Annotated in this window: 19 protein-coding genes and 2 riboswitches; of the genes, 11 read left to right on the top strand and 8 right to left on the bottom strand. The window is 73.2% G+C overall.

Annotated elements, in window-relative coordinates; genetic code table 11:
* The first annotated feature begins 15 nt into the window (after nt 1–15).
* Genes MUB56_RS15865 through MUB56_RS15880 form a run of 4 tightly spaced genes read left to right on the top strand, consistent with a single transcriptional unit; the run spans nt 16 to nt 3,816 of the window.
* Complete coding sequence (locus MUB56_RS15865) at nt 16–861, top strand: nitrite reductase (RefSeq protein ID WP_244927978.1); 846 nt, start codon at nt 16–18, stop codon at nt 859–861.
* Nucleotides 858–1,523 (top strand): precorrin-8X methylmutase, encoded by a 666-nt coding sequence (locus MUB56_RS15870; protein ID WP_244927979.1) that lies wholly within the window; start codon nt 858–860, stop codon nt 1,521–1,523. Before MUB56_RS15865 ends, MUB56_RS15870 begins: the two co-directional genes overlap by 4 nt.
* Complete coding sequence (locus MUB56_RS15875; protein ID WP_244927980.1) at nt 1,520–3,061, top strand: precorrin-2 C(20)-methyltransferase; 1,542 nt, start codon at nt 1,520–1,522, stop codon at nt 3,059–3,061. The genes MUB56_RS15870 and MUB56_RS15875 overlap by 4 nt, the downstream gene beginning before the upstream one ends.
* The gene (locus tag MUB56_RS15880; RefSeq protein WP_244927981.1) at nt 3,058–3,816 is read left to right on the top strand and encodes an SAM-dependent methyltransferase; all 759 of its coding nucleotides are present in this window, start codon (nt 3,058–3,060) and stop codon (nt 3,814–3,816) included. Before MUB56_RS15875 ends, MUB56_RS15880 begins: the two co-directional genes overlap by 4 nt.
* Here MUB56_RS15880 and cbiE read toward each other — a convergent pair whose 3' ends face one another.
* Nucleotides 3,817–5,052 (bottom strand): precorrin-6y C5,15-methyltransferase (decarboxylating) subunit CbiE, encoded by a 1,236-nt coding sequence (gene cbiE, locus MUB56_RS15885; RefSeq protein WP_244927982.1) that lies wholly within the window; start codon nt 5,050–5,052, stop codon nt 3,817–3,819.
* 44 nt (nt 5,053–5,096) lie between these two features.
* A riboswitch (cobalamin riboswitch) is annotated at nt 5,097–5,245 on the top strand.
* A 113-nt stretch (nt 5,246–5,358) separates the two neighbouring features.
* Between cbiE and MUB56_RS15890 the strand changes: the two genes are divergently transcribed.
* From MUB56_RS15890 to MUB56_RS15910, 5 genes are read left to right on the top strand one after another with little or no spacing between them, the layout of a single operon-like run.
* Nucleotides 5,359–7,398, top strand: a complete 2,040-nt coding sequence (locus tag MUB56_RS15890) for a VWA domain-containing protein (protein ID WP_244927983.1) — start codon at nt 5,359–5,361, stop codon at nt 7,396–7,398.
* Nucleotides 7,398–8,174, top strand: a complete 777-nt coding sequence (gene cobA / locus MUB56_RS15895; protein ID WP_244927984.1) for a uroporphyrinogen-III C-methyltransferase — start codon at nt 7,398–7,400, stop codon at nt 8,172–8,174. The genes MUB56_RS15890 and cobA overlap by 1 nt, the downstream gene beginning before the upstream one ends.
* Entirely contained in the window at nt 8,174–8,788 is a 615-nt protein-coding gene (gene cobO, locus MUB56_RS15900) for a cob(I)yrinic acid a,c-diamide adenosyltransferase (RefSeq protein WP_244927985.1), read from the top strand. Before cobA ends, cobO begins: the two co-directional genes overlap by 1 nt.
* Nucleotides 8,785–11,199 carry a cobyrinate a,c-diamide synthase gene (locus tag MUB56_RS15905; protein WP_244927986.1) on the top strand — a complete coding sequence of 805 codons (2,415 nt, stop codon included), beginning with the start codon at nt 8,785–8,787 and terminating at the stop codon, nt 11,197–11,199. Before cobO ends, MUB56_RS15905 begins: the two co-directional genes overlap by 4 nt.
* Nucleotides 11,196–12,167 (top strand): cobalamin biosynthesis protein, encoded by a 972-nt coding sequence (locus MUB56_RS15910; protein ID WP_244927987.1) that lies wholly within the window; start codon nt 11,196–11,198, stop codon nt 12,165–12,167. Before MUB56_RS15905 ends, MUB56_RS15910 begins: the two co-directional genes overlap by 4 nt.
* A 119-nt stretch (nt 12,168–12,286) precedes the next feature.
* On the opposite strand, the gene MUB56_RS15915 is transcribed toward MUB56_RS15910, so the two are convergent.
* The 3 genes from MUB56_RS15915 to MUB56_RS15925 form a co-directional block, all read right to left on the bottom strand.
* Nucleotides 12,287–13,336, bottom strand: coding sequence for an NAD(P)H-binding protein (locus MUB56_RS15915; protein ID WP_244927988.1), 1,050 nt, complete (start codon nt 13,334–13,336; stop codon nt 12,287–12,289).
* Between the two features lie 879 nt (nt 13,337–14,215).
* Nucleotides 14,216–14,677 (bottom strand): DUF4383 domain-containing protein, encoded by a 462-nt coding sequence (locus MUB56_RS15920; RefSeq protein WP_244927989.1) that lies wholly within the window; start codon nt 14,675–14,677, stop codon nt 14,216–14,218.
* A gap of 93 nt (nt 14,678–14,770) precedes the next feature.
* A complete protein-coding gene (locus MUB56_RS15925) occupies nt 14,771–15,994 on the bottom strand; it encodes an IS110 family transposase (protein ID WP_244927990.1) in 1,224 nt (407 codons plus the stop codon).
* A 939-nt stretch (nt 15,995–16,933) separates the two neighbouring features.
* A riboswitch (cobalamin riboswitch) is annotated at nt 16,934–16,997 on the top strand.
* Nucleotides 16,998–17,052: 55 nt separating this feature from the next.
* Here MUB56_RS15925 and MUB56_RS15930 point away from each other — a divergent pair.
* Nucleotides 17,053–17,271 carry a CbtB-domain containing protein gene (locus MUB56_RS15930; protein WP_244927991.1) on the top strand — a complete coding sequence of 73 codons (219 nt, stop codon included), beginning with the start codon at nt 17,053–17,055 and terminating at the stop codon, nt 17,269–17,271.
* A gap of 98 nt (nt 17,272–17,369) precedes the next feature.
* The gene (locus MUB56_RS15935; RefSeq protein ID WP_244927992.1) at nt 17,370–18,143 is read left to right on the top strand and encodes a CbtA family protein; all 774 of its coding nucleotides are present in this window, start codon (nt 17,370–17,372) and stop codon (nt 18,141–18,143) included.
* Here MUB56_RS15935 and MUB56_RS15940 read toward each other — a convergent pair.
* The 4 genes from MUB56_RS15940 to cobN are packed head-to-tail and all read right to left on the bottom strand — an operon-like array spanning nt 18,121 to nt 24,711.
* Nucleotides 18,121–18,855: a cobalt-precorrin-6A reductase gene (locus MUB56_RS15940; protein ID WP_244927993.1), complete on the bottom strand. Its 735-nt coding sequence runs from the start codon at nt 18,853–18,855 to the stop codon at nt 18,121–18,123. The genes MUB56_RS15935 and MUB56_RS15940 overlap by 23 nt on opposite strands.
* On the bottom strand, nt 18,852–20,333 hold the full coding sequence (locus tag MUB56_RS15945; RefSeq protein WP_244927994.1) for a cobyric acid synthase: 1,482 nt from the start codon (nt 20,331–20,333) through the stop codon (nt 18,852–18,854). The genes MUB56_RS15940 and MUB56_RS15945 overlap by 4 nt, the downstream gene beginning before the upstream one ends.
* The gene (cobF, locus tag MUB56_RS15950) at nt 20,330–21,085 is read right to left on the bottom strand and encodes a precorrin-6A synthase (deacetylating) (RefSeq protein ID WP_244927995.1); all 756 of its coding nucleotides are present in this window, start codon (nt 21,083–21,085) and stop codon (nt 20,330–20,332) included. Before cobF ends, MUB56_RS15945 begins: the two co-directional genes overlap by 4 nt.
* A complete protein-coding gene (gene cobN / locus MUB56_RS15955; RefSeq protein WP_244927996.1) occupies nt 21,082–24,711 on the bottom strand; it encodes a cobaltochelatase subunit CobN in 3,630 nt (1,209 codons plus the stop codon). The genes cobF and cobN overlap by 4 nt, the downstream gene beginning before the upstream one ends.
* Nucleotides 24,712–24,745: the final 34 nt, after the last annotated feature.

Raw genomic sequence — 24,745 nt, forward strand, 5'->3', positions numbered from 1 at the left:
ACAAGGTGACTCCCGGTGAACCGGTTTCGACCAGACCGATGCCCTGGCGCGCTCCGACCCTGGCCTGCCGCTGACGGCCTCCTCGTCCGGCTCAGGCTCCCGGGCGGGCGGCTGCGCGCCGACTCGCTGCGGGCCCTCGTCGCGGTCGCGGAGAGGTACGGCGACGGTCGCGTGCACGTGACCGGACGCAGCAACCTCCAGATCCGGGCGCTGCCGCGCGCGGCCGGCAGCGAGCGCCTGCCCGAGGTGGTGCTGGAGGACCTGGAGGCCACCGGGCTGCTCCCGAGCCGGACCCACGACCTGGCTCGCAACGTGATGGCCTCGCCGCAGAGCGGCCTGGTCGGCGGCCGGACCGACGTCCGCCCGATCGTCGATGCGCTCGACGCCGAGCTCTGCGGGGCCCCGCGGCTCGGCGGTCTGCCCGGCCGGTTCCTGTTCGTGCTCGACGACGGCCGTGGGGACCTGCTGTCGCGGACCTGCGACCTGGGACTGGTCGCCCTGGACGGTGCTCGTGCCCAGCTTCGGGTGGGCGCCGGTTGGGGGCCGGTGGTCGACCTCCACGAGGCGCCACGGGTCCTGGCCGACCTCGCGCTCCGCTTCCTCGAGGTGCGCGGTGACGGCGGCGGGGCGCCGTGGCACGTCACGGAGCTCGCCGTACCCCTGCTCGCCCCGCACGCGCCCGAGCGGCACCTGCCGCACCCCGCACCGCCGCTCGGCTACGGGCCGGTGCCGGGCGGCGTCCACGAGTCCGTGCCCGAGGCCGGGTTCGACCGCCGGGCCGTCGAGCGGCTCTGCACCACCGCGTCCGAGCTCGTCGTCACGCCCTGGCGTGGCGTCCTGATTCCCGAGGAGAACCGATGACCGAGCCGCGCCGCCCCGAGCGGCACTACCCGTACGTCGACCGCGGTCCGGCGATCTACCTGGACTCCTTCGCCACCATCCGCCGGGAGGCCGACCTGTCCCGGGTGCCCGCCACCGCCGAGAAGGTCGCGGTCCGGATGATCCACGGCAGCGGCCAGGTCGACCTGACCGAGGACCTCGTCATCGACCCCCGGCTCGTCCCCACGGCGCGGGCCGCGCTGGAAGCGGGGGCGCCGATCCTGTGCGATGCCACCATGGTCGTCAAGGGCGTGACCCGCGGCAGGCTGCCCGCCGACAACGAGGTGCTCTGCACGCTCAACGAGCCGCAGGTCCCCGGCCTGGCCGCTGCCTGGGGGACCACCCGCACCGCCGCCGCGGTCTCGCTGTGGGAGCCGCGCCTCGCCGGTGCCGTGATCGCGATCGGCAACGCCCCGACCGCGCTGTTCCACCTGTTGGAGATGCTCATCGACGGCGCGCCCCGCCCGGCGGCCATCGTCGGCTGTCCGGTGGGTTTCATCGGCGCCGCGGAGTCCAAGCAGGCCCTCGTCGACCTGGCCACGGTGCACGGCATCGACATCCCCTTCGTGACCGTGCGCGGTCGCCGGGGCGGCTCGGCGATGACGTCGTCGGCGCTCAACGCGCTGGCCCAGGAGGAGGAGTGACCAGGAGAGGCACGCACGGCCGCTTCGCCGGTGTCGGGGTCGGCCCGGGCGACCCGGAGCTGATCACCCGGAAGGCCGCCCGGCTGATCCAGCAGGCCGACGTGGTCGCGTTCCACGCGGCCGCGGGCCGGCAGTCGAACGCACGCCGGATCGCCGCTGAGCTCATCCCGGACGGCGTGCTCGAGGAGCAGCTGACCTACCCCGTCACGACCGGCGCCACGGACCACCCCGGCGGGTACGCGGGTGCGATGGCTGCCTTCTACGAGGAGGCCGCAGACCGACTCGCCGCCCATCTCGACGCAGGGCGGAACGTGGTCCTGCTGGCCGAGGGCGACCCGCTCTTCTACGGCTCCTACATGTACATGCACGACCGGCTCGCCGAGCGCTACGAGACCGAGATCGTCCCGGGCGTCCCCGCGTTCCTGGCTGCCGCGGCCGCGGTCGCGAGCCCGCTGGTGCGCCAGACCGACGTCCTCACCGTGCTGCCCGGCACCCTCCCGGAGCCCGAGCTCGCGCGGCGGCTCGCAGACACCGACGGCGCGATCATCATGAAGCTGGGGCGGACCTTCCCCGCCGTACGACGGGCGCTGGCCGCCGCGGGCCGGCTCGACCACGCCCTGTACGTCGAGCGCGCCTCGATGCCCGAGCAGCAGTGGCGACCGGTCGCCGAGGTCGACGCCGAGCAGGTGCCGTACTTCTCCCTGGTCGTGGTCACCGGGGACAGCCGCAACGGTCGCCGTTCCCGCGACCGCGAACGCGAACGCGAGGGCGACGCAGCGGCGTGCGCCGCCGCACCGGAGTCCACCCGGGCGGCGGAGCTGCTGGTGGTCGGGCTCGGCCCGGGACCCGATCGCTGGCTGACCCCCGAGGTCGACGCGGCCCTGTCCGAGGTGGACCACGTGGTCGGCTACGGGCCGTACGTCTCCCGGGTCCCGCAGCGCCCGGGCCTGACCCGGCACGCCTCCGGCAACACCGTCGAGGTGGACCGGGCGCGGCTGGCCCTGGACCTGGCGCTTCGCGGTGAGCGGGTCGCGGTGGTCTCCGGCGGCGACGCCGGCATCTTCGGGATGGCGGCCGCGGTCTTCGAGGCGGCCGAGGATCCGGCGTACGCCGACGTACCGGTCCGGGTCCTGCCCGGCGTCAGCGCGGTCCAGGCCGTCGCGGCTCGGGCCGGTGCACCGATCGGCGCCGACTACGCCGTGCTCAGCCTCTCGGACCGCCTCAAGCCCTGGGCAGTGGTCGAGAAGCGGCTGCGCGCGATCGCCGAGGCGGACCTGGTGCTGGCCATCTACAACCCCGCCTCCCGCAGCCGCACCGAGCAGGTCGCCACCGCGCGCGCCGTGCTGCTGGAGCACCGCGACGCCGCGACCGTGGTGATCGTCGGACGCGACGTGGGCCGGGCGGAGGAGTCGCTCACCGTCACGACCCTGGGCGAGCTCGACCCCGCGACGATCGACATGAAGTGCCTGCTGATCGTCGGCGCCACCGGGACCCGGAGCTCCGCGGCCGGGGTGTGGACGCCGAGGTACGTGCGATGAGCGTGTCCTTCGTCGGCGCCGGTCCCGGTGCCGCCGACCTGCTCACCCTGCGGGCCGCCCGGCTGCTGGCCGCCGCCGACCTGGTGCTCTACCCGGGCACCTATCTGGATCCCGAGATCCTGGCCCACTGCGGTGCGGAGACCGAGCTGGTGGACACCCAGGACCTCGACCTCGACGCGATCACCCGGCACCTGGTCGACGGCGCACGGGCCGGACGTCAGGTGGTCCGGCTGACGTCGGGCGACCCGTCGCTCTACTCCGCCCTGCACGAGCAGACCCGGCGCCTCGACGCCGCCGGCGTCGGCTGGCAGGTGACCCCCGGGGTCCCGGCGTACGCCGCCGCCGCGGCGCTGGTGGGTCGCGAGCTCACCGTGCCGCACGTCGCCCAGTCGGTCGTGCTCACCCGCACCCGGGCCCGGTCGTCGCCGATGGGGGCGGGGGAGGACCTGCTGGCCTTCGCCGCCACCGGGGCCACGCTGGTGCTGCACCTGGCGATCACCCGGACCCGTGACCTGATGGCCGAGCTGGAGCCGGTGCTCGGCGCCGACTGTCCGGTGCTCGTCGTGCACCGGGCCAGCCAGCCCGAGGAGCTGGTCCTGCGTGGCACGGTCGGGACCGTCGCCGACCTGGTCGAGCGGTCGGGGCTGCGTCAGGCGGCCGTCATCCTTCTCGGCCGGGCGCTGGCCGAGGACGGCGACGGCGGCGAGTCGTTCCTGTACAGCGCGGCCCGGGAGCGGCGCAGCCCGCGGGACTGATCAGCGGGTCAGGCTCCACTGCGTCACGGTGCGCGCCGGCGTCCAGCCGGTGAAGGTGCCCACCGGGGCGGCGGTCTCCACCGCGATCCGGGTGAGCTCGCCGCCGTGGTGGCGGTAGGCGTCGGCGAGCAGGTGCTCGGTCTCCAGGGTGACCCCGTGCACCACCAGCCGGCCACCGCTCGGCAGGGCCGCGAGGCAGCCGTCGAGGACGCCGGGGCGGGTCGCGCCGCCGCCGATGAACACGGCGTCGGGGGCGGGGAGGCCGCGGAGCGCGTCGGGCGCCCGGCCGGTGACGACGGTGAGGTCGGGAACGCCCAGTCCCACGGCGTTCCTGCTGATCCGGGAGGCGCGGGCCGGGTCGGCCTCGACCGCGGTGCTGCGGCAGGTCGCGTGCGCGCGCATCCACTCGATGCCGACCGAGCCCGCGCCGGCGCCCACGTCCCACAGGTGCTGGCCCGGTGCGGGCCGGAGCCGGGCCAGCGCGGCGGAGCGCAGGTCGCGCCTGGTGAGCTGGCCGTCGTTCTCGAAGGCGTCGTCGGGCAACCCCGCGACCCACGACGAGTGCCAGGTCGCCAGCGCCGCGGGCAGCTCGACGGCCAGCACGTGCAGGGCGGGCACGTCCTCGTCGGCCACGTCCAGCCACCCGGTCGCGGTCCGCGACACCCGGACCTCCCGGTCGGTGCCGAGATCGCCGAGCAGGGTGACGACGGCATCCGGGCACCCGGCCTCGGCCAGGAGTACGGCGACGGCCGCGGGGGAGGAGCGCCCGGAGGTCAGCAGCAGCAGCCGGCGGCCCGGGGCCAGCTCACGCAGCAGCCGGGCCTCGTGGCGCCCGACCAGCGTGACCGCGGCGGACTCCTCGGCCGACCAGCCCATCCGGGCCCGGGCCAGCGAGATCGACGACACCGCGGGCAGCACCCGCACCGCCGACGCGCCGAGGAGCCGGACCATGGTGCTGCCGATCCCGGAGACCATCGGGTCCCCGGAGGCCAGCGCCACCACCCGTCGACCACCCACCCGCTCCAGCAGGGCCGGCAGACCTTCGGCCAGCGGCGAGGGCCAGGCCACGCGCTCCTGGCCGGCCACGACAGGGACGCCGTCCAGGTGCCGGCGCCCGCCGAGCAGCACCTCGGCGTCCCGGACCAGGGCCGCGGCCGCCTCGTCGAGTCGGCCGTCGGCACCGACGCCCACCACCGTCATTCGGCAGGCGTCGCGGGGGTCTGGCGGGGCGGGCACGGACGGGACGCTATCGTCCTCGCAACACGTGAGGTGCCCCTGCGCCCCAACCATCGCCCTGCGGTGGGGACGGTCAACGGGGAGAATCTGGGAAGCCGGTGAGAGTCCGGCACAGGCCCGCTGCGGTGAACCGAGCACTCCGCCAGGAGTGATTCGGCAAGTCCGAAGACCGGCCTCGCGTCGCCACCTCCATGGCCAAGCGAGCGGGAGCCTCACGTGCCTACGAAGTACCCATTTTCTGCCGTCGTCGGCTGCGCCCACGACCCCGCGACCGAGCCGGCTACCGACTCTCCGGGCCTCGACGCGATGGGCCTCGCGCTGGTCCTGACCGCGATCAGCCCGCAGATCGGCGGGGTGCTCGTCCGCGGTGACAAGGGCACCGCGAAGTCGACCACCGTCCGCGGACTGGCCGACGTACTCCCGTGGATCGAGGTGTACGACGGCGACCGGTACTCGGTCGACCCGGCCGAGTCCACGGCCCTATCGCCGGACGGACCCTTCACCGCAGCTACCCGGGTCGCCCGGCCGGTCCGGCTCGTCGAGCTGCCGGTCGGCGCCACGGAGGACCGGCTGCTCGGCTCCCTGCACCTGGAGAAGGCGCTGACCTCCGGTGCCGTCGAGTTCGAGCCCGGCCTGCTGGCCCGGGCCCACCGCGGAGTGCTCTACGTCGACGAGGTCAACCTGCTCCACGACCACCTGGTCGACCTGCTGCTCGACGCCGCCGCCACGGGCACGGTCTCCATCGAGCGGGACGGGGTCTCCCTGCAGCACGGTGCCCGGTTCGTGCTGATCGGCACCATGAACCCCGAGGAGGGTGAGCTCCGCCCGCAGCTGCTCGACCGGTTCGGGCTCACGGTCGAGGTCGCCGCTCCCCGGGAGCCCGCGTTGCGGATGGAGGTCGTCCGCCGCCGGATGGCCTTCGACCAGGATCCCGACGCCTTCGTCGCGACCTTCGCCGAGCGGCAGGAGTCGCTGCGGGTCCGGATCGCCGGCGCCCGGGCCCGCCTCGACCACGTCGAGCTCACCGACGCGGCGCTGCTGAAGGTCGCGGAGGTGTGCGCCGCGTTCGAGGTCGACGGCCTCCGCGCCGACATCGTCACCGCCCGTACCGCGGTCGCCCACGCCGCCTGGGCCGGGCGCGAGCGGGTCACCCTGGCCGACATCCGTGCCGCCGCGCTGCTGGCCCTGCCGCACCGGCGCCGGCGCAGCCCGTTCGACGCCCCGGGCCTCGACGAGGACCTGCTCGCCCGGGTCCTGGGCGACGACGAGCTGCCGGATCCGCCCGACCCCGCACCGGACTCCGACCCCGCACCGGACTCCGACTCCGACTCCGACTCCGACGACGCGGCGGCCTCCGAGGGGCCGGGGTCCGCGGACGAGTCCGGTCCTTCGGCGACCGCGCCCGACGAGGCAGCGGCGGAGTCCTCCGTCGACGCCGCCCCCGTCGATGTCGACGCCGACCCGGCCGACCCCGCGGATGCTGAGCGCACCCCTCCGTCGGCTCCGCCCGCACCTGACAGCGACGGACGAACGACGGCGGCCAGCGCGGAGACGGTGTACCGCCCGCGGCTGCTCACCGTCGACGGCGTCGGCCAGGGCAGCCCCGGGCGGCGCAGCCGGGCCCTGGGCAGCAGCGGGCGCCGGATCGGCAGCGGCACCGCACGCGGGTCACTGCACCTGGTGGAGACCCTGCGGGCAGCGGCCGAGCGCTCGGCCCGCCAGGGGAGCGGTGCCGACGGCGGCCGGATCCGGCTCGCCCCGGCCGACCTGCGCACCGCCGTCCGGGAGGGCCGGGAGGCCAACCTGCTGCTGTTCTGCGTCGACGCCTCCGGATCGATGGCGGCCCGTCGCCGGATGGTCCAGGTCAAGACCGCCGTACTCTCCCTGCTCACCGACGCCTATCGGCGCCGCGACAAGGTCGCCATGGTCGGCTTCCGGGGGGCCGGCGCGAGCCTGCTGCTGCCGCCGACCGGCTCCGTCGACGTCGCCGCCGCCCTGCTCGACGACCTGCCGTCGGGCGGCCGGACCCCCCTCGCCGAGGGCCTCCTCGAAGCAGGACGGGTGCTGCGCCGTGAACGGCTCCGTGACGCGCGGGTGCGACCGCTGCTGCTGGTCGTCACCGACGGCCGGGCCACCGCCGGACCCGACCCGGTGGTCCGCTCGCAGCTCGCCGCCGCCCACCTCGCCACCCTCGGCGTGCCCAGCGTGGTCATCGACTGCGAGCAGGGGCCGCTCCGGCTGGGGCTGGCCCGTACCCTCGCCGGTCACCTGCGCGCCGAGCACCTGCCGATGGCGCAGGTCAGCGCGGACGGCCTGGTCGACGTCGTCACCGGCCGCGTCGCCTGATGGGCACGCTGACCCCGCTGCGCCCGGGAACCGTGACCCTGGTGGCCGGCGGACCCGGGGACCCGGGCCTGATGACCGTCGCCGGACGCGCCGCCGTGGAGCAGGCCGACGTCCTGCTCGTCGACCACCTCGCCCCTCAGGGCGCCCTGGCCTGGGCCCGACCCGACGCCGAGGTGCTCGACGTGGCGAAGCTGCCCCGCGGACGCACGACCCCGCAGGAGCGGATCAACGAGCTGCTGGTGACCCACGCCCGCGCCGGGCGCCGGGTGGTCCGGCTCAAGGGCGGCGACGGCTTCGTCTTCGGTCGCGGGATGGAGGAGGTGCTCGCCTGCGCCGAGGCCGGCGTGCCGACCCGGGTGCTGCCCGGGGTCAGCTCCGCGGTCGCCGTACCCGCCCTCGCCGGGATCCCGGTCACCCACCGCGGCATCGTGCACGGCTTCAGCGTGGTCTCCGGCCACGTGCCGCCCGGGCACCCCACCTGCACCCTCGACTACGCCGCCCTGGCTGCGACCGGCACCACGCTGGTGGTGCTCATGGGCGTCGCCAACCTGTCGTGCATCGCGGCCGAGCTCCTCGCCCACGGTCTCTCGCCCGAGACCCCCGCCGCGGTGATCGCGCGCGGTGGCCACCCCGACCAGGTCGTGCGGACGGCGTGCCTGGCCCGGATCGCCGACGTCGCCGCCGGCCTCGCCCCGCCCGCCGTCACGGTGATCGGCGACGTCGCCCGCTTCGCCGTCCCCACCCCCGCCACCGAACTCGTCGAGGAGACCCGCTGATGCCTCAGGGACAACCGCTGACCGTGCCCGACGACGGTCTCAGCACCCGCCAGCGCCGCAACCGGCCGCTGCTGATGGTCCACACCGGCGACGGCAAGGGGAAGTCCACCGCCGCCTTCGGCCTCGCACTGCGCGGCTGGAACCAGGGGTGGAACATCGGGGTCTTCCAGTTCGTGAAGTCCGCCAAGTGGCGCATCGGTGAGCAGACCGTGCTCGAGCGCCTCGGGGAGCTGCACACCCAGACCGGCGAGGGCGGACCGGTCGAGTGGCACAAGATGGGCGCCGGCTGGTCGTGGACCAAGAAGCACGGCGACGCCGAGGACCACGCCCGGGCCGCCGCCGGGGGGTGGCAGGAGATCAAGCGCCGGCTGGCCGCGGAGACCCACCAGCTCTACGTGCTCGACGAGTTCACCTATCCGATCGCCTGGGGCTGGGTCGACCTCGACGACGTGGTCACGACCCTGCGCGACCGGCCCGGGCGCCAGCACGTCGTCGTCACCGGTCGCCGCGCCGCACCCGAGCTCCTCGAGATCGCCGACCTGGTCACCGAGATGACCAAGCACAAGCACCCGATGGACGCCGGTCAGAAGGGGCAGCGGGGGATCGAGTGGTGAGCCTGCCCCGCCTGGTGATCGCGGCCCCGGCGACGGGGCAGGGCAAGACGACGGTCGCCACCGGACTGATGGCGGCGCTGCGCGGCCGCGACCTGGTGGTCTCCGGGCACAAGGTCGGACCCGACTACATCGATCCCGGCTACCACGCCCTGGCCACCGGTCGGCCCGGGCGCAACCTGGACCCGCACCTGGTGGGGGAGGAGCGGGTCGCCCCGCTGCTCCTGCACGGGGCGCGGGACGCGGACGTGGCCGTCATCGAGGGGGTGATGGGGCTGCACGACGGCCGGCTGGGCACCGACGGCTTCGCCTCCACCGCCCACGTCGCCCGGCTCACCCGCACCCCGGTCGTGCTGGTCGTCGACATCGCCCGGATGTCGCGGTCGGCCGGTGCCGTGGTGGCGGGGATGGCGTCGTACGACCCGACGATCGAGGTCGTCGGGGTGGTGTTGAACCGGGCCGGCTCGGCACGCAACGTCGCCGAGGTGACCCGCTCGCTCCGCGTCCCGGTCTTCGGGGTCGTGCCTCGCGACGCCTCGCTCACCACGCCCTCGCGCCACCTCGGGCTCGTCCCCGCCTCCGAACGCGACGGCGCCGCGGCCCTGGTCGCCCGGCTCGGGGAGCAGATCGGCCGCCACGTCGACCTCGACGCGCTGCTGGCGGTGGCCCGCGCCGCCCCCGAGCTCGACGTCGCGCCCTGGGACCCGGCCGCAGAGGTACGACGGGTCGCCGGCGAGGCGCCGGTGGTCGCGGTCGCCGCCGGGCGGGCCTTCACCTTCGCCTATGCCGAGACCGAGGAGCTGCTGGTCGCCGCCGGCTGCCGCATCGTGCGCTTCGACCCGTTGCTCGACCCGGCCCTTCCCGCCGGCACCCGGGCGCTCCTGCTCGGCGGCGGCTTCCCCGAGGTGCACGTCCAGGAGCTGGCCGGCAACGGCCCGCTGCTCGCCCAGGTCCGCGACGCCGTACGCGCCGGGCTGCCGACCGTGGCCGAGTGCGCCGGGCTGCTCTATCTCCTCGAGGCGCTCGACGACACCCCGATGGCGGGCGTGGTCGGCACGAGCGCGGCGATGGCCGAGCGACTGACGCTGCGCTACCCGGTGGCCCGCGCGGCCGGCGACAACCTGCTCACCCGCGCGGGGGAGACGGTCCACGGGCACGAGTTCCACCGCACGACTCTGAACCGGCCGGCCCGGGGCTGCCCGCCGGCGTGGGACATCGACGGGGAGCTGATCGGGGTGGCGACGCCGACCCTGCACGCGTCGTACCTCCACCTGCACTGGGCGGGAGCCCCCCAGCTCGCCCAGCGCTTCGCCGAGGCGGCGGCCGCCGCCGACCCGGTCCCCACCGCAGCGGTGACGGCGCCATCGTCCGTCGGGGAGTCGCGCCCGGACCCGACCCCCACCGAGCCGCTGCACCACCACGGCGATCGGGAGGTCGGTCCCGGCCTGCTCGACTTCGCCGTCAACGTCCACCCCGAGCCGCGGCCCGCGTGGCTGGAGTCGGCGCTGGCCGCCGGCATCCGCGACTCGGTCTCCTACCCCGACCCCGCGCCTGCGCGGTCGGCGATCGCCCAGCTTCACCGCCGCCGGCCCGAGGAGGTGCTGGTCACCGCCGGGGCCGCCGAGGCGTTCGAGCTCGTCGCCCGGTGGAAGCAGTGGCACCACGTGGTGGTCGTGCACCCCCAGTTCACCGAGCCGCACGCCGCCCTCGAACGCGCCGGGCACCAGGTGAGCGTGGTGCCGTGTCGTGCCGAGGACGGCTACCGGCTGGACCCCGACGCGGTGCCGGACGACGCCGACCTGGTGGTGCTGGGGAACCCGACCAACCCGACCGGTGTGCTCCACCCCGCGGCCGACATCCTGCGGCTGCGCCGTCCCAAGCGGGTCGTCGTGGTGGACGAGGCATTCATGGACACCGTGGCGGGGGAGCGGGAGTCACTGGCCCACGACCGCCGACGGGGACTGCTGGTGATCCGCAGCCTCACCAAGCACTGGTCCATCCCCGGCATCCGGGCCGGTTACCTGCTCGGCAACGAGCGCAGCGTCGCCGGGCTGGCGGCCCGCCAGATCCCGTGGTCCGTGTCCACCCCCGCGATCCACGCCGCGATCGCCTGCACCACCCCGGCGGCGGTCGCGGAGGCGGCCCGCCGTACCGCCCGGATCACCGGATGGCGCCAGTCCTTGGTCGAGGGCCTGTCCGCGCGGGGCATCGAGGTCCTCGGGTCGGAGTCGTCGTTCGTCCTGGCCCGGCTCGGTCTCGGGACCCGCGAGGCGCTACGGGAGCGGGGGATCGCCGTACGACGGGCCGACACCTTCCCGGGCCTGGCTGGCGAGTGGGTCCGGATCGCGGTCCGCCCGCCCGAGACCTGTGCGGTGCTGCTCACCGCCCTCGACGCCCTGGGAGTCGGCTCGTGAGTCGTTCGAGAGCCGTCGGCCTGCTCGTCGGCTTCGGCGCCGACCGGCTCTGGGGCGATCCGCGGCGGGGTCACCCGGTGGCGGTGTTCGGCACCTGGGCCGGCCGCGCGGAACGACGTTGGTACGCCGACTCCCGCGCCCGCGGGGTGCTCCACAGTGCAACGTTCGTCGGCGGGTCCGCGCTGCTCGGCCTGGGCGTCGAACGCCTCTCCCGCCGCCACCCGCTGCTCCACGCCGCTGCCACCGCGCTGGCCACCTGGACCGTGCTCGGCGGGCGCAGCCTCGAGCGCGAGGCGCTCGCCGTGCACGCGTTCCTCGCGACCGACGACCTGCCCGCCGCCCGGCACCGACTGACCTACCTGGTCGGCCGCGACCCCTCGGACCTGACCGCGGACGAGGTCGCCCGCGCGGTGGTCGAGTCCGTCGCGGAGAACACCTCTGACGCCGTCACGGCGCCGCTGGTCTGGGGCGCCATCGCCGGGCTCCCCGGCCTGCTCGCGCACCGCGCTGCGAACACCCTCGACGCCATGGTCGGCCACCACAACGACCGCTACGAGCGCTTCGGCTGGGCCTCGGCCCGGCTCGACGATCTCCTCAACCTGCCGGGATCGCGGTACGCCGGCCTCTGCGTCCTCCTCGCCGAGCCCCTCCGGGCGGGCACCGCCTGGCTCGCCTGGCGGCGCGACGCCGCAGCCCACCCCAGCCCCAACGCCGGCGTCGTCGAGTCTGCCTTCGCCGGCGCGCTCGGCGTCACCCTCGGGGGAGTGAACCGGTACGGCGACCGCGTCGAGCTTCGGCCGACCATGGGGGAGGGGCGTCCGGTCCGGCCTGGTGACGTCCCCCGGAGCACGGTGCTCGCTCGCCGGACCGGATGGATCGCGGCTGCCGGAGCAGTCTCGTTCGCGGCGCTGTCCGTCCGGAGCGCTGGTCCTTGTCTCCACCACCGGTCGGGACGTTCGGGCTCGTAGGCACTCAAGCGCTTCGATCAGCGTGCGGCTTTGCGCCCAGAATGGGCTAGCTCGAAGTGGACCACGCCGGGCTGTTTGTTCCGATCGGTTGGAGACCGCGCAATTCGGGGCTGAGCGGCTCACAGTTTGGGCAAGATGTCCTTGGCTGCGTCGACCACTTTGGCCAGTGCGGGCCGGTCGTCGCCGCCGCTGGCCCAGGCCGGGTCCTGCGGCAGTGGCCCCATCGGGTCCGAGTTCTCGGGCACCGTCCTTGGCGGGGCAAGCGCACGTCTGAAGGCTTCGTCGAGTCCCATGAGGCGGTGTCCCTGTGGCAGCAGGATCGTCTGGAAGTCGCCGTCGATGACGACCATGTCGTGATGGAGGCTCTCGACCAGCGCCTCGACCGTTGAGCGAGGTACGTCGGTGAGGCTGCCTACCAGGGCGCCGACAAGGGCTGTCGGCAGCAGCGGCACATTGACCTGCGGTCGCTTGAGACCGGCGTGTGAGCTGTAGGCCTCGAGTAGCGCGCTGTAGCGCACCTGGTCGGGTCCGCCCACGTCGAAATGGCGCGAGGGACCGGTGTACTCCAGCGCTCCGACCAGCGCCTCGAGCACGTCGACGACGGCGATCGGCTGCACCATGGAGTCCATCCACGACGGCACGGTGTGCACGGGCATCCGTTCGCTGACCTGGCGGATGATCTCGAAGGAGGTGGACCCGCTGCCCAGGAGTACCGCAGCGCGCAGCACGACGACGGTCGCGGGCACATCGCTGAGAATCTGTTCGACGTCGCGTCGAGACCGGATGTGCTCGGAGAGCTCGGACTCACCGACGTCGGGGACAAGCCCGGAGAGATACACAATCCGGTCGACAGCCTGGGCACGTACACCCGCCGCGAAGTTAGTCGCTGCCTTGCGGTCTGTCTCGGCAAAGTCGTCGCCGCCCATCCCGTGGATCAAGTAGTAGACCGCGCTCACGCCCTCGCAGGCGGCCGTGACCCGGTCCGGGTCGAGCGCGTCCATGACGACGGTCTCCACCCGGTCGCCCCACCACGGCTGTTCGCGATCCGGGTTGGTCGTGGTGGTGCGCACCTCATGGCCGCGCTCGAGCAACAAGGGCACCAGTCGCCCGCCGACGTAACCGGTCGCGCCCGTGACCAAGATCTTCAACTCGTCCTCAGCTTTCCTCATCTGCTCCGCACAATGTCACGGGAACGTCCTGCGTGCCGAGAGCTGAGTGACCGACTTTGCGCAGCGGAGCCGATCATTGTGGCGTTGCGGGGGTCTCGTCGCGTGTAGCCAGCCGTGAGCGGGTACCGATGGCACGTGAGCGCTCTCGATTCGGCGGCCCGCGCCGCCTCGTACACCGGTGGTCAGCTGCTCGGCGCCGCAACTCGGATGGATCGCCGCCCGGCCGGCTACCAAGCCCACTGCACCCCCGGGGCTCTGTCGTTCAGGGCACCCTGCACCGGGTCCGTTCCCAGGGTCTGACCGGCGCAGCCTGGCTGGACCACGCAGGCGAGGACCTCGTGCTGGTCCGGCAGTCCCGAGCAATCGGACTACCGCCTCCCGTCCCGGACATCCATGGCCTTGCCATCCGGTGCCGACCGAAGGGGGCTGCCACGGTGACTTGTTGTTCGCTTCGACGGGGCTCGGACGGCTCACCCGCTTCACGCTCACCGCTGCCCGGTCGCCGTACCGGAGACCGATGACCACGTTGCTGCCATATCGCACACCTGTCGGAGCGGTACTTCTCTCCGCGGTGTTTCGAGGCGAGAGCAGGGTCGAGCTGGCCTGGGCCACCCGCTCAGGCGGGTGGCATCCATTTGCCGACCTGTCGCTCCATACGGACCCGTCCGACATGCAGACATGCCCGTGTCATTCGACCCCGTCAGAAACGTACTGCCCGACCTCGAGCCCTACGACTGGGTCCGCCAGCTCAGAGAGCCCTCCTACGCGACCGCCCGGCAGTCCCGCCGGCCCTGAATGACTAGTCAGGCACCTCGGGTCAGAGGCACTGTCCTTCGACCCGGCTGACAAGGCTTCTCCACCTTAGACAGTCTGTCGTGCTCAGCGGCCGTCGTGGTGTCCACGGTTGTCGCGGTCCCGCTTCGCAAGGAGCACTCCGAGCGCGATCATGCCGAGGCCAAGCACGAGGTGGAGCCAGTTGTCAGCGTCGTTGAGTGGCACGAAGTTGGCCGCGCTCTCGTGGTCAATGAGCAGGCCGTAGATCCAGAGGACGAGGTAGATGGCCCCGCCACCGATCAAGTAGGCGCGTGCGCTGTCCCAAGTCCTGGCCATCGCAAGACCAGCGACACCGAAGAGCAGGTGGACGATGTTGTGGAGGATGGAGACTTCAAAGATGCCGAGCAGTTTCGCGTCTGACTCATGGCCCGCGAACTCCATCGTGGAGTAGTCGGTAGTGATGCCGGGGATAAAGCCCAAGATCCCGACCAAGAGGAACACAGCGCCTACCGCGCCGGCAGCGCGTTGCAGGCCAGACTTCTTCGTGTCCCGTGCATCGACGTCCATGGCACAACCTCTCCTAGGTCCCGGAAGCACCGGGATGGTGTGCAGATCGGTACCCGTTATCGGGCTCCCTAGATATCCCAGGTGCCTAAGTCGTCAAGCGGCGAGGTTGGCGCGGTGCGACCAGGCGGTGGATTCGTCGTAGGCGGTGCGGTGGCGTAGGCATCCGTCGAGGATCCCGACGAGTCGGTTCGCCAGGGTGCGGAGTGCTTGGTGATGGGTGGCGCCGCGGGCGCGGTGGTGGTCGTAGAACGCTCGGGCGCCGGGTGAGGCGTTGAGCGCGGCGAATGCTTGTTGGTGCACGGCGTCCGCGAGGCGCCTGTTGCGCGCGTACCTGGCGAGGACGACTCGTCGGGTTCCCGAGGTCTTGGTGATGGGACTGGTGCCGGCGTAGTTGCGACGGGCCTTGGCGTCGAGGAAGCGGTCCTTGTCGTCACCGAACTCGGCCAGCACCCGGGCGCCGAGGACCACCCCGAGTCCGGGTTGGCTGCTGATGATCTCAGCGTCCGGGTGCTGGCCAAAACAACGGCTGACCTCGGCTTCGAGGGCGGCAGCCTGGGCGACCACGCCGCTTAGGACCGCGATCATTGATCGGACGCTGAGTCCGTAGGCCTCGGTCAAATGCCTGGGCAACTCGAGCTGGTCGGTTTGAAGCGCGGTCAGGATCTCCTCGGCGCGGGACTGCAAGTTGCGTTGCCGGCCCGTCTTCCGCATGACGCTGATGACCCTGGACCGCGTCAGTGATCTGCCGGTGTCGGGTGTAGGTGCGATGGCCAGCACGGCCAGCGCGTCACGTCCGGCCAGGTCGGTGCTGAACGCCTCCAGTGCGGCGGGGTAGAACTCGCGCAGCATCGATCGCAGCTGGTTGGTCTGTCGTTGCCGGGTCCAGATCATCGTCTGATGCGTGCGTGCCAGTGTCTTGACAGCCTCGACCAGCTCGCTGTCGCCGGTCACCACTCGATGGTGGCTGCGGTCGGCACGGACGATCTCGGCCAGAACGTGCGCGTCGCCGGGATCGCTCTTGGCGCCGGAGGTGGTGTGCCGCTCGCGATAGCGCGCCACCTTCAACGGGTTCATCGCGTAGACGACGTACCCGGTTGCGACCAGTGCCTGGACCCATCCGCCGCGGTCGGTCTCGATGCCGACCAGGACCGACTCCGGTTCGGCGTGGTCGTCGAGATGATCGCTGATCAGGGCGTGTAGTTGCGCCAGACCGGCGACTCCTTCGGGCAGTCTTCGTCGGGCGAGCACGCGCCCGTGCTCGTCTTGCAGTTCGACGTCGTGATGAGCCTCGGCCCAGTCGTCGCCCAAGAACAGCACCAGCTTCTCCTTCCGCCGTGAACAGATCGGTCTGGAGGAAGCTTGCAGCGAACTAATGGTTCAGTGCTCACCACCGCGGTGGGGCCACGGCATCCCAGCAGCCATCACGCCTCCTCGTTCACCGGCGGGGACACGATCTAGAGATGGACCTCGAAGGCCTGTAGCCGCGAGTGCTCACCCGCCGGTGGACTCAGACACCACTGTGGGCCGAAACCCTCGGTGATGCAGTCCCATTAGTTGCCACACCTGCCCCGTGATTCCCAGGCACCCCAGGGCAACGCTGGGACGCAGACGCACGCACGTACCCGACCCGATGGCATCTGCCGCCGCATGAGTGCGTCTATTCGCCGCGATCGACGCGGGGAGATGCCGCGCCGCAGAACCGTCAGTCGCAGGCGCCTGTGGAATCGCAGCCTCTCGACCGGGGTGCCCCTGAGTAGGTGACCGGCCACGATCTCCGGGGCAGCGGTGGTGGAGACCCCGCTGTACCAGACGTCGTCGGGGCTGCACGGTGACCACGGGGGCCTGGTTGCAGGGGAACTGGCAGCCGGTGTGGGTGACGAGGACGTCGTCGCCCAGTCCGGAGCGCATCATCTCGTGGACCAGGCCTTCCAGGACTCCTCGGCCCTGCTGCGGTGCAACGCGGTCCGCGGCAGACGGACACCGGGCGATGGTGGGCGGGTACGTGCTCCCAGGCCGGTGCGGTGAGACCCGGGCCGCCGCGGGTGACCGGGCGGGCGAGAGCGATCAGGGTCGGCCACTCCGTCGCGTCGGTGAGGTACGACGGCGCGGTGGCCACCTCGGGAGGACCGTCGCCGTAGGAGCGCGCCGGAGCGCCACCGGCTTCGCACGCACCACTTCGAGGCGCGACGTACCAGCCGGCGAGCCCCTGCCCGGCGGCCGCCGGACCGGGCGTAGGCTCCGCCTAGCGAATGCCATGGAAGCCGGTGTGAATCCGGCACAGTCGCGCTGCTGTGACACCGCCTCGGCGGTGAAGTCAGACCCAGGCACTCGTCCGAATCCCACCCAACCAGGGCGCATCACCCTGAGGAGTAGAAATGTCGCAGATTGCTGCGGCGCCGATTGTCGGCGCCCCCGAACTTCCCACCGTCGACCTGCGCGAGCTCGCCCCCTGGGCGCTGTTCGTCGGCCTTCTCGGCCTGCTGGTGATCTTCTTCGTCAGCGCCGACCAGGGCGCGGTCTCGATCCCCGCCGGCACCGCCATCCACGAGTGGGTCCACGACGGTCGTCACCTGCTGGGCTACCCCTGCCACTGAGCCAGGGGCTCCGAGCCCGCACCCGCCCCTGACCGGGCGATCCTCAGCCGTGCCGACCGCACGGCTCCTTTGACGACCACAGAAACCGGATCCACATCGTGACTGCACGCAACTTCCTGGTCCGCGGCCTGCTCGCGGGCCTGATCGCCGGGCTCTTCGCCTTCCTCGTCGCCTTCACCGTCGGCGAGCCGCCCATCGACACCGCCATCGGGCTGGAGGAGTCGGCAGCGGCTGCCGAGCCGGTCGCCGCGGACGACCACCCCCACGACGACGGCGAGGCCGCCCACTCCCACGGGGACGAGGAGGAGGGCGGCATCTCCCGGACCACGCAGAAGAGCTGGGGCCTCGCCACCGCGACCGTCGCCGTCGGCGTGGCCCTGGGCGGCATCCTGTCCCTCCTCGCGGCCGCCGTCGCCGGCCGGATCGGCCGGCTCTCGCTGGTCGGCTCGACCGCGCTGGTCACCGCGCTGGGCTTCCTCGCCTACTCGCTGCTGCCGTTCCTGAAGTACCCCGCCGCGCCGCCCGCGGTGGGCAGCGGTGACACCATCGGCTCGCGCACCGGCTACTACTTCGCCTTCGCCCTGATCTCCGTGGTCGCGATGGTCGCCGTGGTCGCCCTGGCCCGGCGGCTGGCGCCGCGACTGGGCGGGTACGCCGCCGTGGTCGCCGCCGCCGCGTCGTACGTCATGGTGATGGTGGTCGCGGCCGTCGCGATGCCCACGGTCAACGAGATCGGGGACTTCCCGGCCGACGTGCTCTGGGAGTTCCGGATCTCGTCGCTGCTGACCCTCGCCGCGCTCTGGGGCTCGCTCGGCGTCGCGCTCACGTGGCTGCTGAGCCGACTCGAGCTCAGCGAGCGCGCGACCGCCTGAGCACCCAGTCGAGGGCCGGGCCCACGGCGCTGACCACCAGCGCCCGTGGGTCCGGCTCGGGCCGGGAAACAACGACCACCGGGGCGCCGAGGACCGCGGCGGCCTGCAGCTTCGGCCAGGTGTAGGTCCCGCCGGAGTCCTTGGTCACCAGCACGTCGGTGCCGTGCTCGCGCATCACCGCGAGGTCACCGTCCAGCGTGTACGGCCCCCGGCTGGTGAGCAGCCGCCACGGTGCCGGCAGGTCCAGGTCGGGGGCGTCCACCACCCGAGCGAGCACCGGGAGGTCGCCGAGGTCGGGCACGAACCGGCTCAGCTCCTGGCGACCCACGGTCAGGAACGGGCGACCGCCGAGCTCGGCGGCGCGGACCGCGGCCTCGGCGTGGGTCGCCACGCGGTGCCAGGCCGGGTCCGGCTCCCAGCCGGGTCGCTCCAGCCGGAGCAGCGGGACCGAGTCCGCGACGCACGCCTCGACGGCGTTCGCGCTCATCCCGCGGGCGAAGGGGTGGGTCGCGTCGACGACCACGTCGTACGACGTCAGCGCCGTGCGCAGACCGGACACGCCGCCGAAGCCACCGATCCGGACCGGTCCGACCGGGAGCCGCGGCCGGGCCACCCGCCCTGCGAGCGAGGACGTCACGTCGATGCCGGCCTCGACCAGCAGCCGTGCCAGCTCGCGCGCCTCGGCGGTGCCACCGAGCAGCAACACCCTCATCGGACACCGCCGACGTTCAGGACCGGCAGGTCGGGCGGAGCGCCCTCGCGGGCCAGCGCGAGCAGCGCCTCGACGTCGAGGTGCTCCTCGACCAGGTCGGCGAGGAGCTCCAGGCGCCGTTCACGTGCGGCCGGGAAGCTGACCCCGGAGGGTTCGATGCCGGCGACCTCGGCCAGGAACGCGGCTCGGAGGTCGTCGCCCTCGAGGCTGCCGTGCCACATGGTGCCGAAGACCCGGCCGGAGCGGGCACCGCCGAGGAACTCCTCGGCGCCGTCGGCTCGGACGACCCGGCCGTGGTGGATCTCGTAGCCGGTCGCAGCCGCACCGAGCGCCTCGCCCGTCGGCAGGCGCAGCACCTTGTCGCCGGTGAAGGTGGTGGTGACCGGCAGCAGGTCCAGGCCCGCGGCCGAGGCGCCGGGGTCGCCCTCGACGCCGTCCGGGTCGGACACCGTGCTGCCGAGCATCTGGAAGCCGCCGCAGATCCCGAGCAGCGGCCGCCCCGATCGCGCATGGGCGCGGAGGGCGGAGTCCAGTCCGCGCTCCCGCAGCCAGGCCAGGTCGGCGAGCGTGGCCCGGGTGCCGGGCAGCACCACCAGGTGTGCGTCGGCCAGGTCGCGGGGCTCGGAGGCGAAGACGACGTCGAGGGCGGGCTCCAGACCCAGCGCGTCGACGTCGGTGAAGTTGCTGATCCGAGGCAGCCGGATGACCGCGACCCGGACCCGGGCGGTGTCGGTGCCCCTCCGCCCGTCGAGGTCGAGGGCGTCCTCGGAGTCCAGCCAGAGATCCGGGTGCCAGGGGAGCACCCCGTGCACGGGGCGGCCGGTCAGTGCCGTCAGCTGCGCCAGCCCGGGTCGGAGCAGGTCGAGGTCGCCCCGGAACTTGTTGACGACGAACCCCGCGACCAGCGCCTGGTCGGCGGGCTCCAGCAGCGCCAGGGTGCCGAACATGGCCGCGAAGAGTCCGCCCCGGTCGATGTCGCCGACCACCACGACCGGCAGGCCGGCATGCCGGGCCAGGCCCATGTTCACGTAGTCGCTGGTGCGCAGGTTGATCTCGGCCGGGCTCCCGGCGCCCTCGGCCACGACCACGTCGAAGCGGCCGGCCAGGTCGTCGTACGCCGCGTGGGCCGCGCGCGCGAGGTGACGGCGGCCCGTTGCGAAGTCGGTCGCCGACACCTCGCCGGCCGGGCGGCCCATCACCACCACGTGGCTGCGTCGATCCGAGCCCGGCTTGAGCAGGACGGGGTTCATCGCGGGCTCCGGCGCCACCCGGGCGGCCCGGGCCTGCACCCACTGCGCGCGGCCGATCTCCGCGGTGCTGCCGTCCCGGTCGATGCAGACCATGGAGTTGTTCGACATGTTCTGCGCCTTGTACGGCGCCGCGGAGATTCCCCGGCGGGCGAAGGCGCGGCAGAGTCCGGTGGTGACGATCGACTTGCCGGCGTCCGAGGTGGTCCCGGCCACGAGCAGCCCGCTCACCGGTGCACCTCGTCGGGCGCCTGGAGCAGGAACGCGTCCATCACCCACCCGGCCTGGCGGCGGGCGGTCTCGCGGGCTGCACGGAGGGCCGGGAGCACCGTGCCCACCCGACCGGCGACCAGCTGCTCGCCGGTCGCGCCGAGGTTGGCGCCCCACCAGATCTCCCAGTCGGGCAGCTCGTCGAGCTGCGCCAGGCTCGCAGCTGAGCCGAGCATGACGACGATGGTGCGCTGACCGGCCGCCACCGCCTCCGGCAGCCGGCGGGCGGTGGTGAGGTGCACCGGCCGGCCGACCCGGTGCAGCACGATCCGGTGCCGGGCGGCCAGGAGCTGCGGGGCGCTGATGCCCGGGATCACGTCCCAGGTCAGGCTCCCGGACAGGTCGGGTCGCTCACCGAGCCGGTCCAGGATCCGCAGCGTCGAGTCGTAGAGCGACGGGTCGCCCCACACCAGGACGGCGGCGGACCCGCCTCGCGCGGTCAGCTCGTCGGCGTACGCCTCGACCCGGGCGGCGTGCCACGCGGCGACCGCCCCCGGGTAGTCGGCCGGGTCGTCGCGGTCCCGCTCCGGGTCGGGGATCTCGACCAGGGGCAGGCCGTGCTCGGCACAGATCAGCCGGCGCACCTCGAGCAGGTCGTCGTCCGCGCCCTTGCGGACCGCGAGCGCGTAGTCGGCCGCCCGCAGGGTCGCGGACGCCTCCTGGGTCAGGTGCTGGGGACCCATCCCGATGCCGACCACGTGCACGTGGGTCACTGCTGTCCTCGGGTCCACTGGTCGTCGTCCTCCAGGTCGCCCTCGACCTCCAGGTAGACCTTCTGCAGCGAGGCGAGGGTCTCGGTGTCGGGCTCGGCCCACAGGCCCCGCTCGGCCGCCTCGTGCAGCCGCTCCACGATGCCACGCAGCGCCCACGGGTTCGACTTGCGCAGGAACTCCTGGTTGGTCGCGTCGAGCACGTAGGAGCTGGCCAGCGCCTCGTACATCCAGTCGTGCACCACACCGGCCGTGGCGTCGAAGCCGAAGAGGTAGTCGACCGTCGCGGCCAGCTCGAAGGCGCCCTTGTAGCCGTGCCGCTGCATGGCGCCGATCCAGCGCGGGTTGACCACCCGAGCGCGGAACACCCGGTTGGTCTCCTCCTGCAGGGTCCGGGTGCGTACGGCGTACGGCGAGGTCGAGTCCCCGACGTACGCCTTCGGGTCGGCGCCGGTCAGCGCCCGGACGGTCGCGATCATCCCGCCGTGGTACTGGAAGTAGTCGTCGGAGTCGGCGATGTCGTGCTCGGTGCTGTCGACGTTCTTCGCCGCGACCTTGATCCGGCGGTACGCCGTGCGCATGTCGTCGGCCGCCGGGGCGCCGTCCAGACCCCGGCCGTAGGCGAAGCCGCCCCAGGCGGTGTACACCTCGGCGAGGTCGTTGTCGTCGCGCCAGCTGCCGGACTCGACCACCTGCAGGATCCCGGCCCCGTAGGAGCCCGGCTTGGAGCCGAAGATCCGGGTGGTGGCCCGGCGGGCATCGCCGTGCTCGGCGAGGTCGGCCCGGGCGTGGGCGCGGACGTAGTTCGACTCGTCGGCCTCGTCGAGGCCGGCGACCAGCTGGACGGCGTCGTCGAGCATCGCCACCACGTGCGGGAACGCGTCGCGGAAGAACCCGGAGATCCGGACCGTGACGTCGATGCGGGGACGGCCGAGCTCGGCCAGGTCGATGACGGTGAGGGTGTTGACCCGGCGCGACATCTCGTCCCACTCCGGGCGCACCCCCAGCAGGGCCAGCACCTCGGCGACGTCGTCGCCGGAGGTGCGCATCGCCGAGGTGCCCCAGACCGAGAGACCCACCGAGGTCGGGTACTCGCCGGTCTCGTCGAGGTAGCGCTGGACCAGCGACTCCGCCATCGCCTGCCCGGTCTGCCAGGCCAGCCGGGACGGCACCGCGCGCGGGTCGACGGTGTAGAAGTTGCGACCGGTCGGCAGCACGTTGACCAGGCCGCGCAGCGGAGACCCGGAGGGCCCGGCAGCGACGTACCCGCCCTCGAGCGCGTGCAGCAGGGTGTCCAGCTCGTCGGTGGTGGCGGCCAGCCGCGGGACCACCTCGGTGGCGGCGAAGATCAGGGCCTGGCGCACCGCCGGGTCGGCGTGCAGGCCGTCGACGACGGCGGCGTCCCAGTTGGCCTCGGCCAGCGCGGTGACCAGGGCACGGGCCTGCTCCTCGAAGGCGTCGGCCTCGGCGGTGCTCGCCCCGTCACTCAGCCCGAGGGCGGCGCGCAGCCCGGGTACGGCGTGCCCGACGCCGCCCCAGACCTGGGAGGCGCGCAGGATCGCGAGCACGAGGTTGACCAGCGCATCACCGGTCGGGGCCTGGCCGAGGACGTGCAGCCCGTCGCGGATCTGCACGTCCTTGATCTCGCACAGCCACCCGTCGACGTGCAGCAGGAAGTCGTCGAAGTCTTCGTCCTCCGGACGCTCGTCCAGACCGAGGTCGCGGTGCAGCTCCGCGGCCCGCATCAGGGCCCAGATCTCGCCCCGGATCGCCGGCAGCTTCGCCGGGTCCATCGCAGCGATGTTGCCGTACTCGTCGAGCAGCTGCTCCAGGCGGGCGATGTCGCCGTACGACTCGGCCCGGGCCATCGGCGGGACCAGGTGGTCGACGATGGTGGCGTGGGCACGGCGCTTGGCCTGGGCTCCCTCGCCCGGGTCGTTGACGAGGAACGGGTAGAACAGCGGCAGGCTGCCGAGCACCGCGTCGGTCCCGCACGCCGCCGACAGAGCGGCGTTCTTGCCGGGCAGCCACTCCAGCGACCCGTGCTTGCCGAGGTGCACGACCGCGTGGGCACCGAAACCGCCGTCCGGCTCCGGAGCCTCCAGCCACCGGTAGGCGGCCAGGTAGTGGTGGGACGGGGCGAGGTCGGGGTCGTGGTAGATCGCGACCGGGTTCTCGCCGAAGCCACGGGGCGGCTGGATCAGCAGCACGACGTTGCCCGCCACCAGGGTGGCCAGCACGAGCTCGCCGTACTCGTTGACGAAGAGCGAGCCGGGCGCCTCGCCCCAGGCCTGCACCATCTCGTCCCGCAACCCGGCGGGCAGATCCGCGGTCCAGCGGGCGTACTGCTCGGCGCTGATCCGGACGTGGGCGTCGGTGAGCTGGTCGGAGGTCAGCCACTCCTCGTCCTGCCCGCCCGCGGCGATCATCGCGTGGATCAGCGCGTCGCCGGCCTCGGTGTCGTCGTCCAGGTCCAGCCCGGGCACCGCGCCGGGTGCGCCGAGGTCGTAGCCGGCGTCGCGGAGCCGGCGCAGCAGCCGGATCGTGGACACCGGGGTGTCCAGCCCGACGGCGTTGCCTATCCGCGCGTGCTTGGTCGGGTACGCCGAGAGCACCAGCGCGACCTTCTTCTCGCCGTTGGGCACGTGCCGGAGCCGGGCGTGGTTGACGGCGAGGGTGGCGACCCGGCGACAGCGCTCGGGGTCGGCGACGTAGCGGGGGAGGCCGTCGGCGTCGATCTCCTTGAACGAGAACGGGACGGTGATGATCCGGCCGTCGAACTCCGGGATCGCGATCTGGTTGGCCGAGTCCAGCGGGGTGACGCCGTCGTCGTTGGCCTCCCACTCCGCTCGGCTGCTGGTCAGGCACAGCCCCTGGAGGATCGGGAGGTCGAGAGCGGCGATGCGTTCGACGTCCCAGGTCTCGTCGTCGCCGCCGGCGCTCACCGACGCGGGGACGCTGCCGCCCGCGGCGAGCACGGTGACGACCAGGGCGTCGAGGGTGCCGAGGGCGTCGTACAGGTCGTCGGGGGCGCTGCGCAGCGAGCCGGCGAAGATCGGGACTCCGACTGCCCCGCCGGTGGCGTCGACCGCGTCGGCCAGGCCGTGCGCGAAGGCGGTGTTGCCGCTGGCCTGGTGGGCCCGGTAGTAGAGGATGCCGATCCGCGGACGGCTCGGATCCGCCGGGCCCCGGCGTTCGGCGAAGCCCCACGTCGGGATCACCGCGGGGGGCTCGAAGCCCTCGCCGTTGAGCAGGACGGTGTCGGAGAGGAAGGCGTGCAGCTGGGCCAGGTTCACCGGGCCACCCTCGGCCAGGTAGCGGTGTCCCTCGGCGGCGATCCCGATCGGGACGCTGGACAGCTCCATCAGCTCCGCGCTGGGCTGCTGCTCTCCGCCCAGCACGATGACGGGGGTGCCGGCGGCGCGCGCCTCGGCGATCCCCGGCCACAGGTCGTGCGGCGAGCCGAGCAGCCGGATCACGACGAGGTCGGCACCCTCGACGCAGCGGGTCAGCTCGGCGTCGGTGCTGCGGGCCGGGTTCGCCAGGGCGAAGTCGGCGCCGCTGGCCCGAGCCGAGAGCAGGTCGGTATCGGACGTGGAGAGCAGGCAGATGCGTACGGACGCGGCCATGGCCGGGTTCCTCCTCCGGGGTTCTCGCCCCGTG

The sequence above is a fragment of the Nocardioides sp. W7 genome (genome assembly GCF_022919075.1).
GTDB lineage: Bacteria > Actinomycetota > Actinomycetes > Propionibacteriales > Nocardioidaceae > Nocardioides.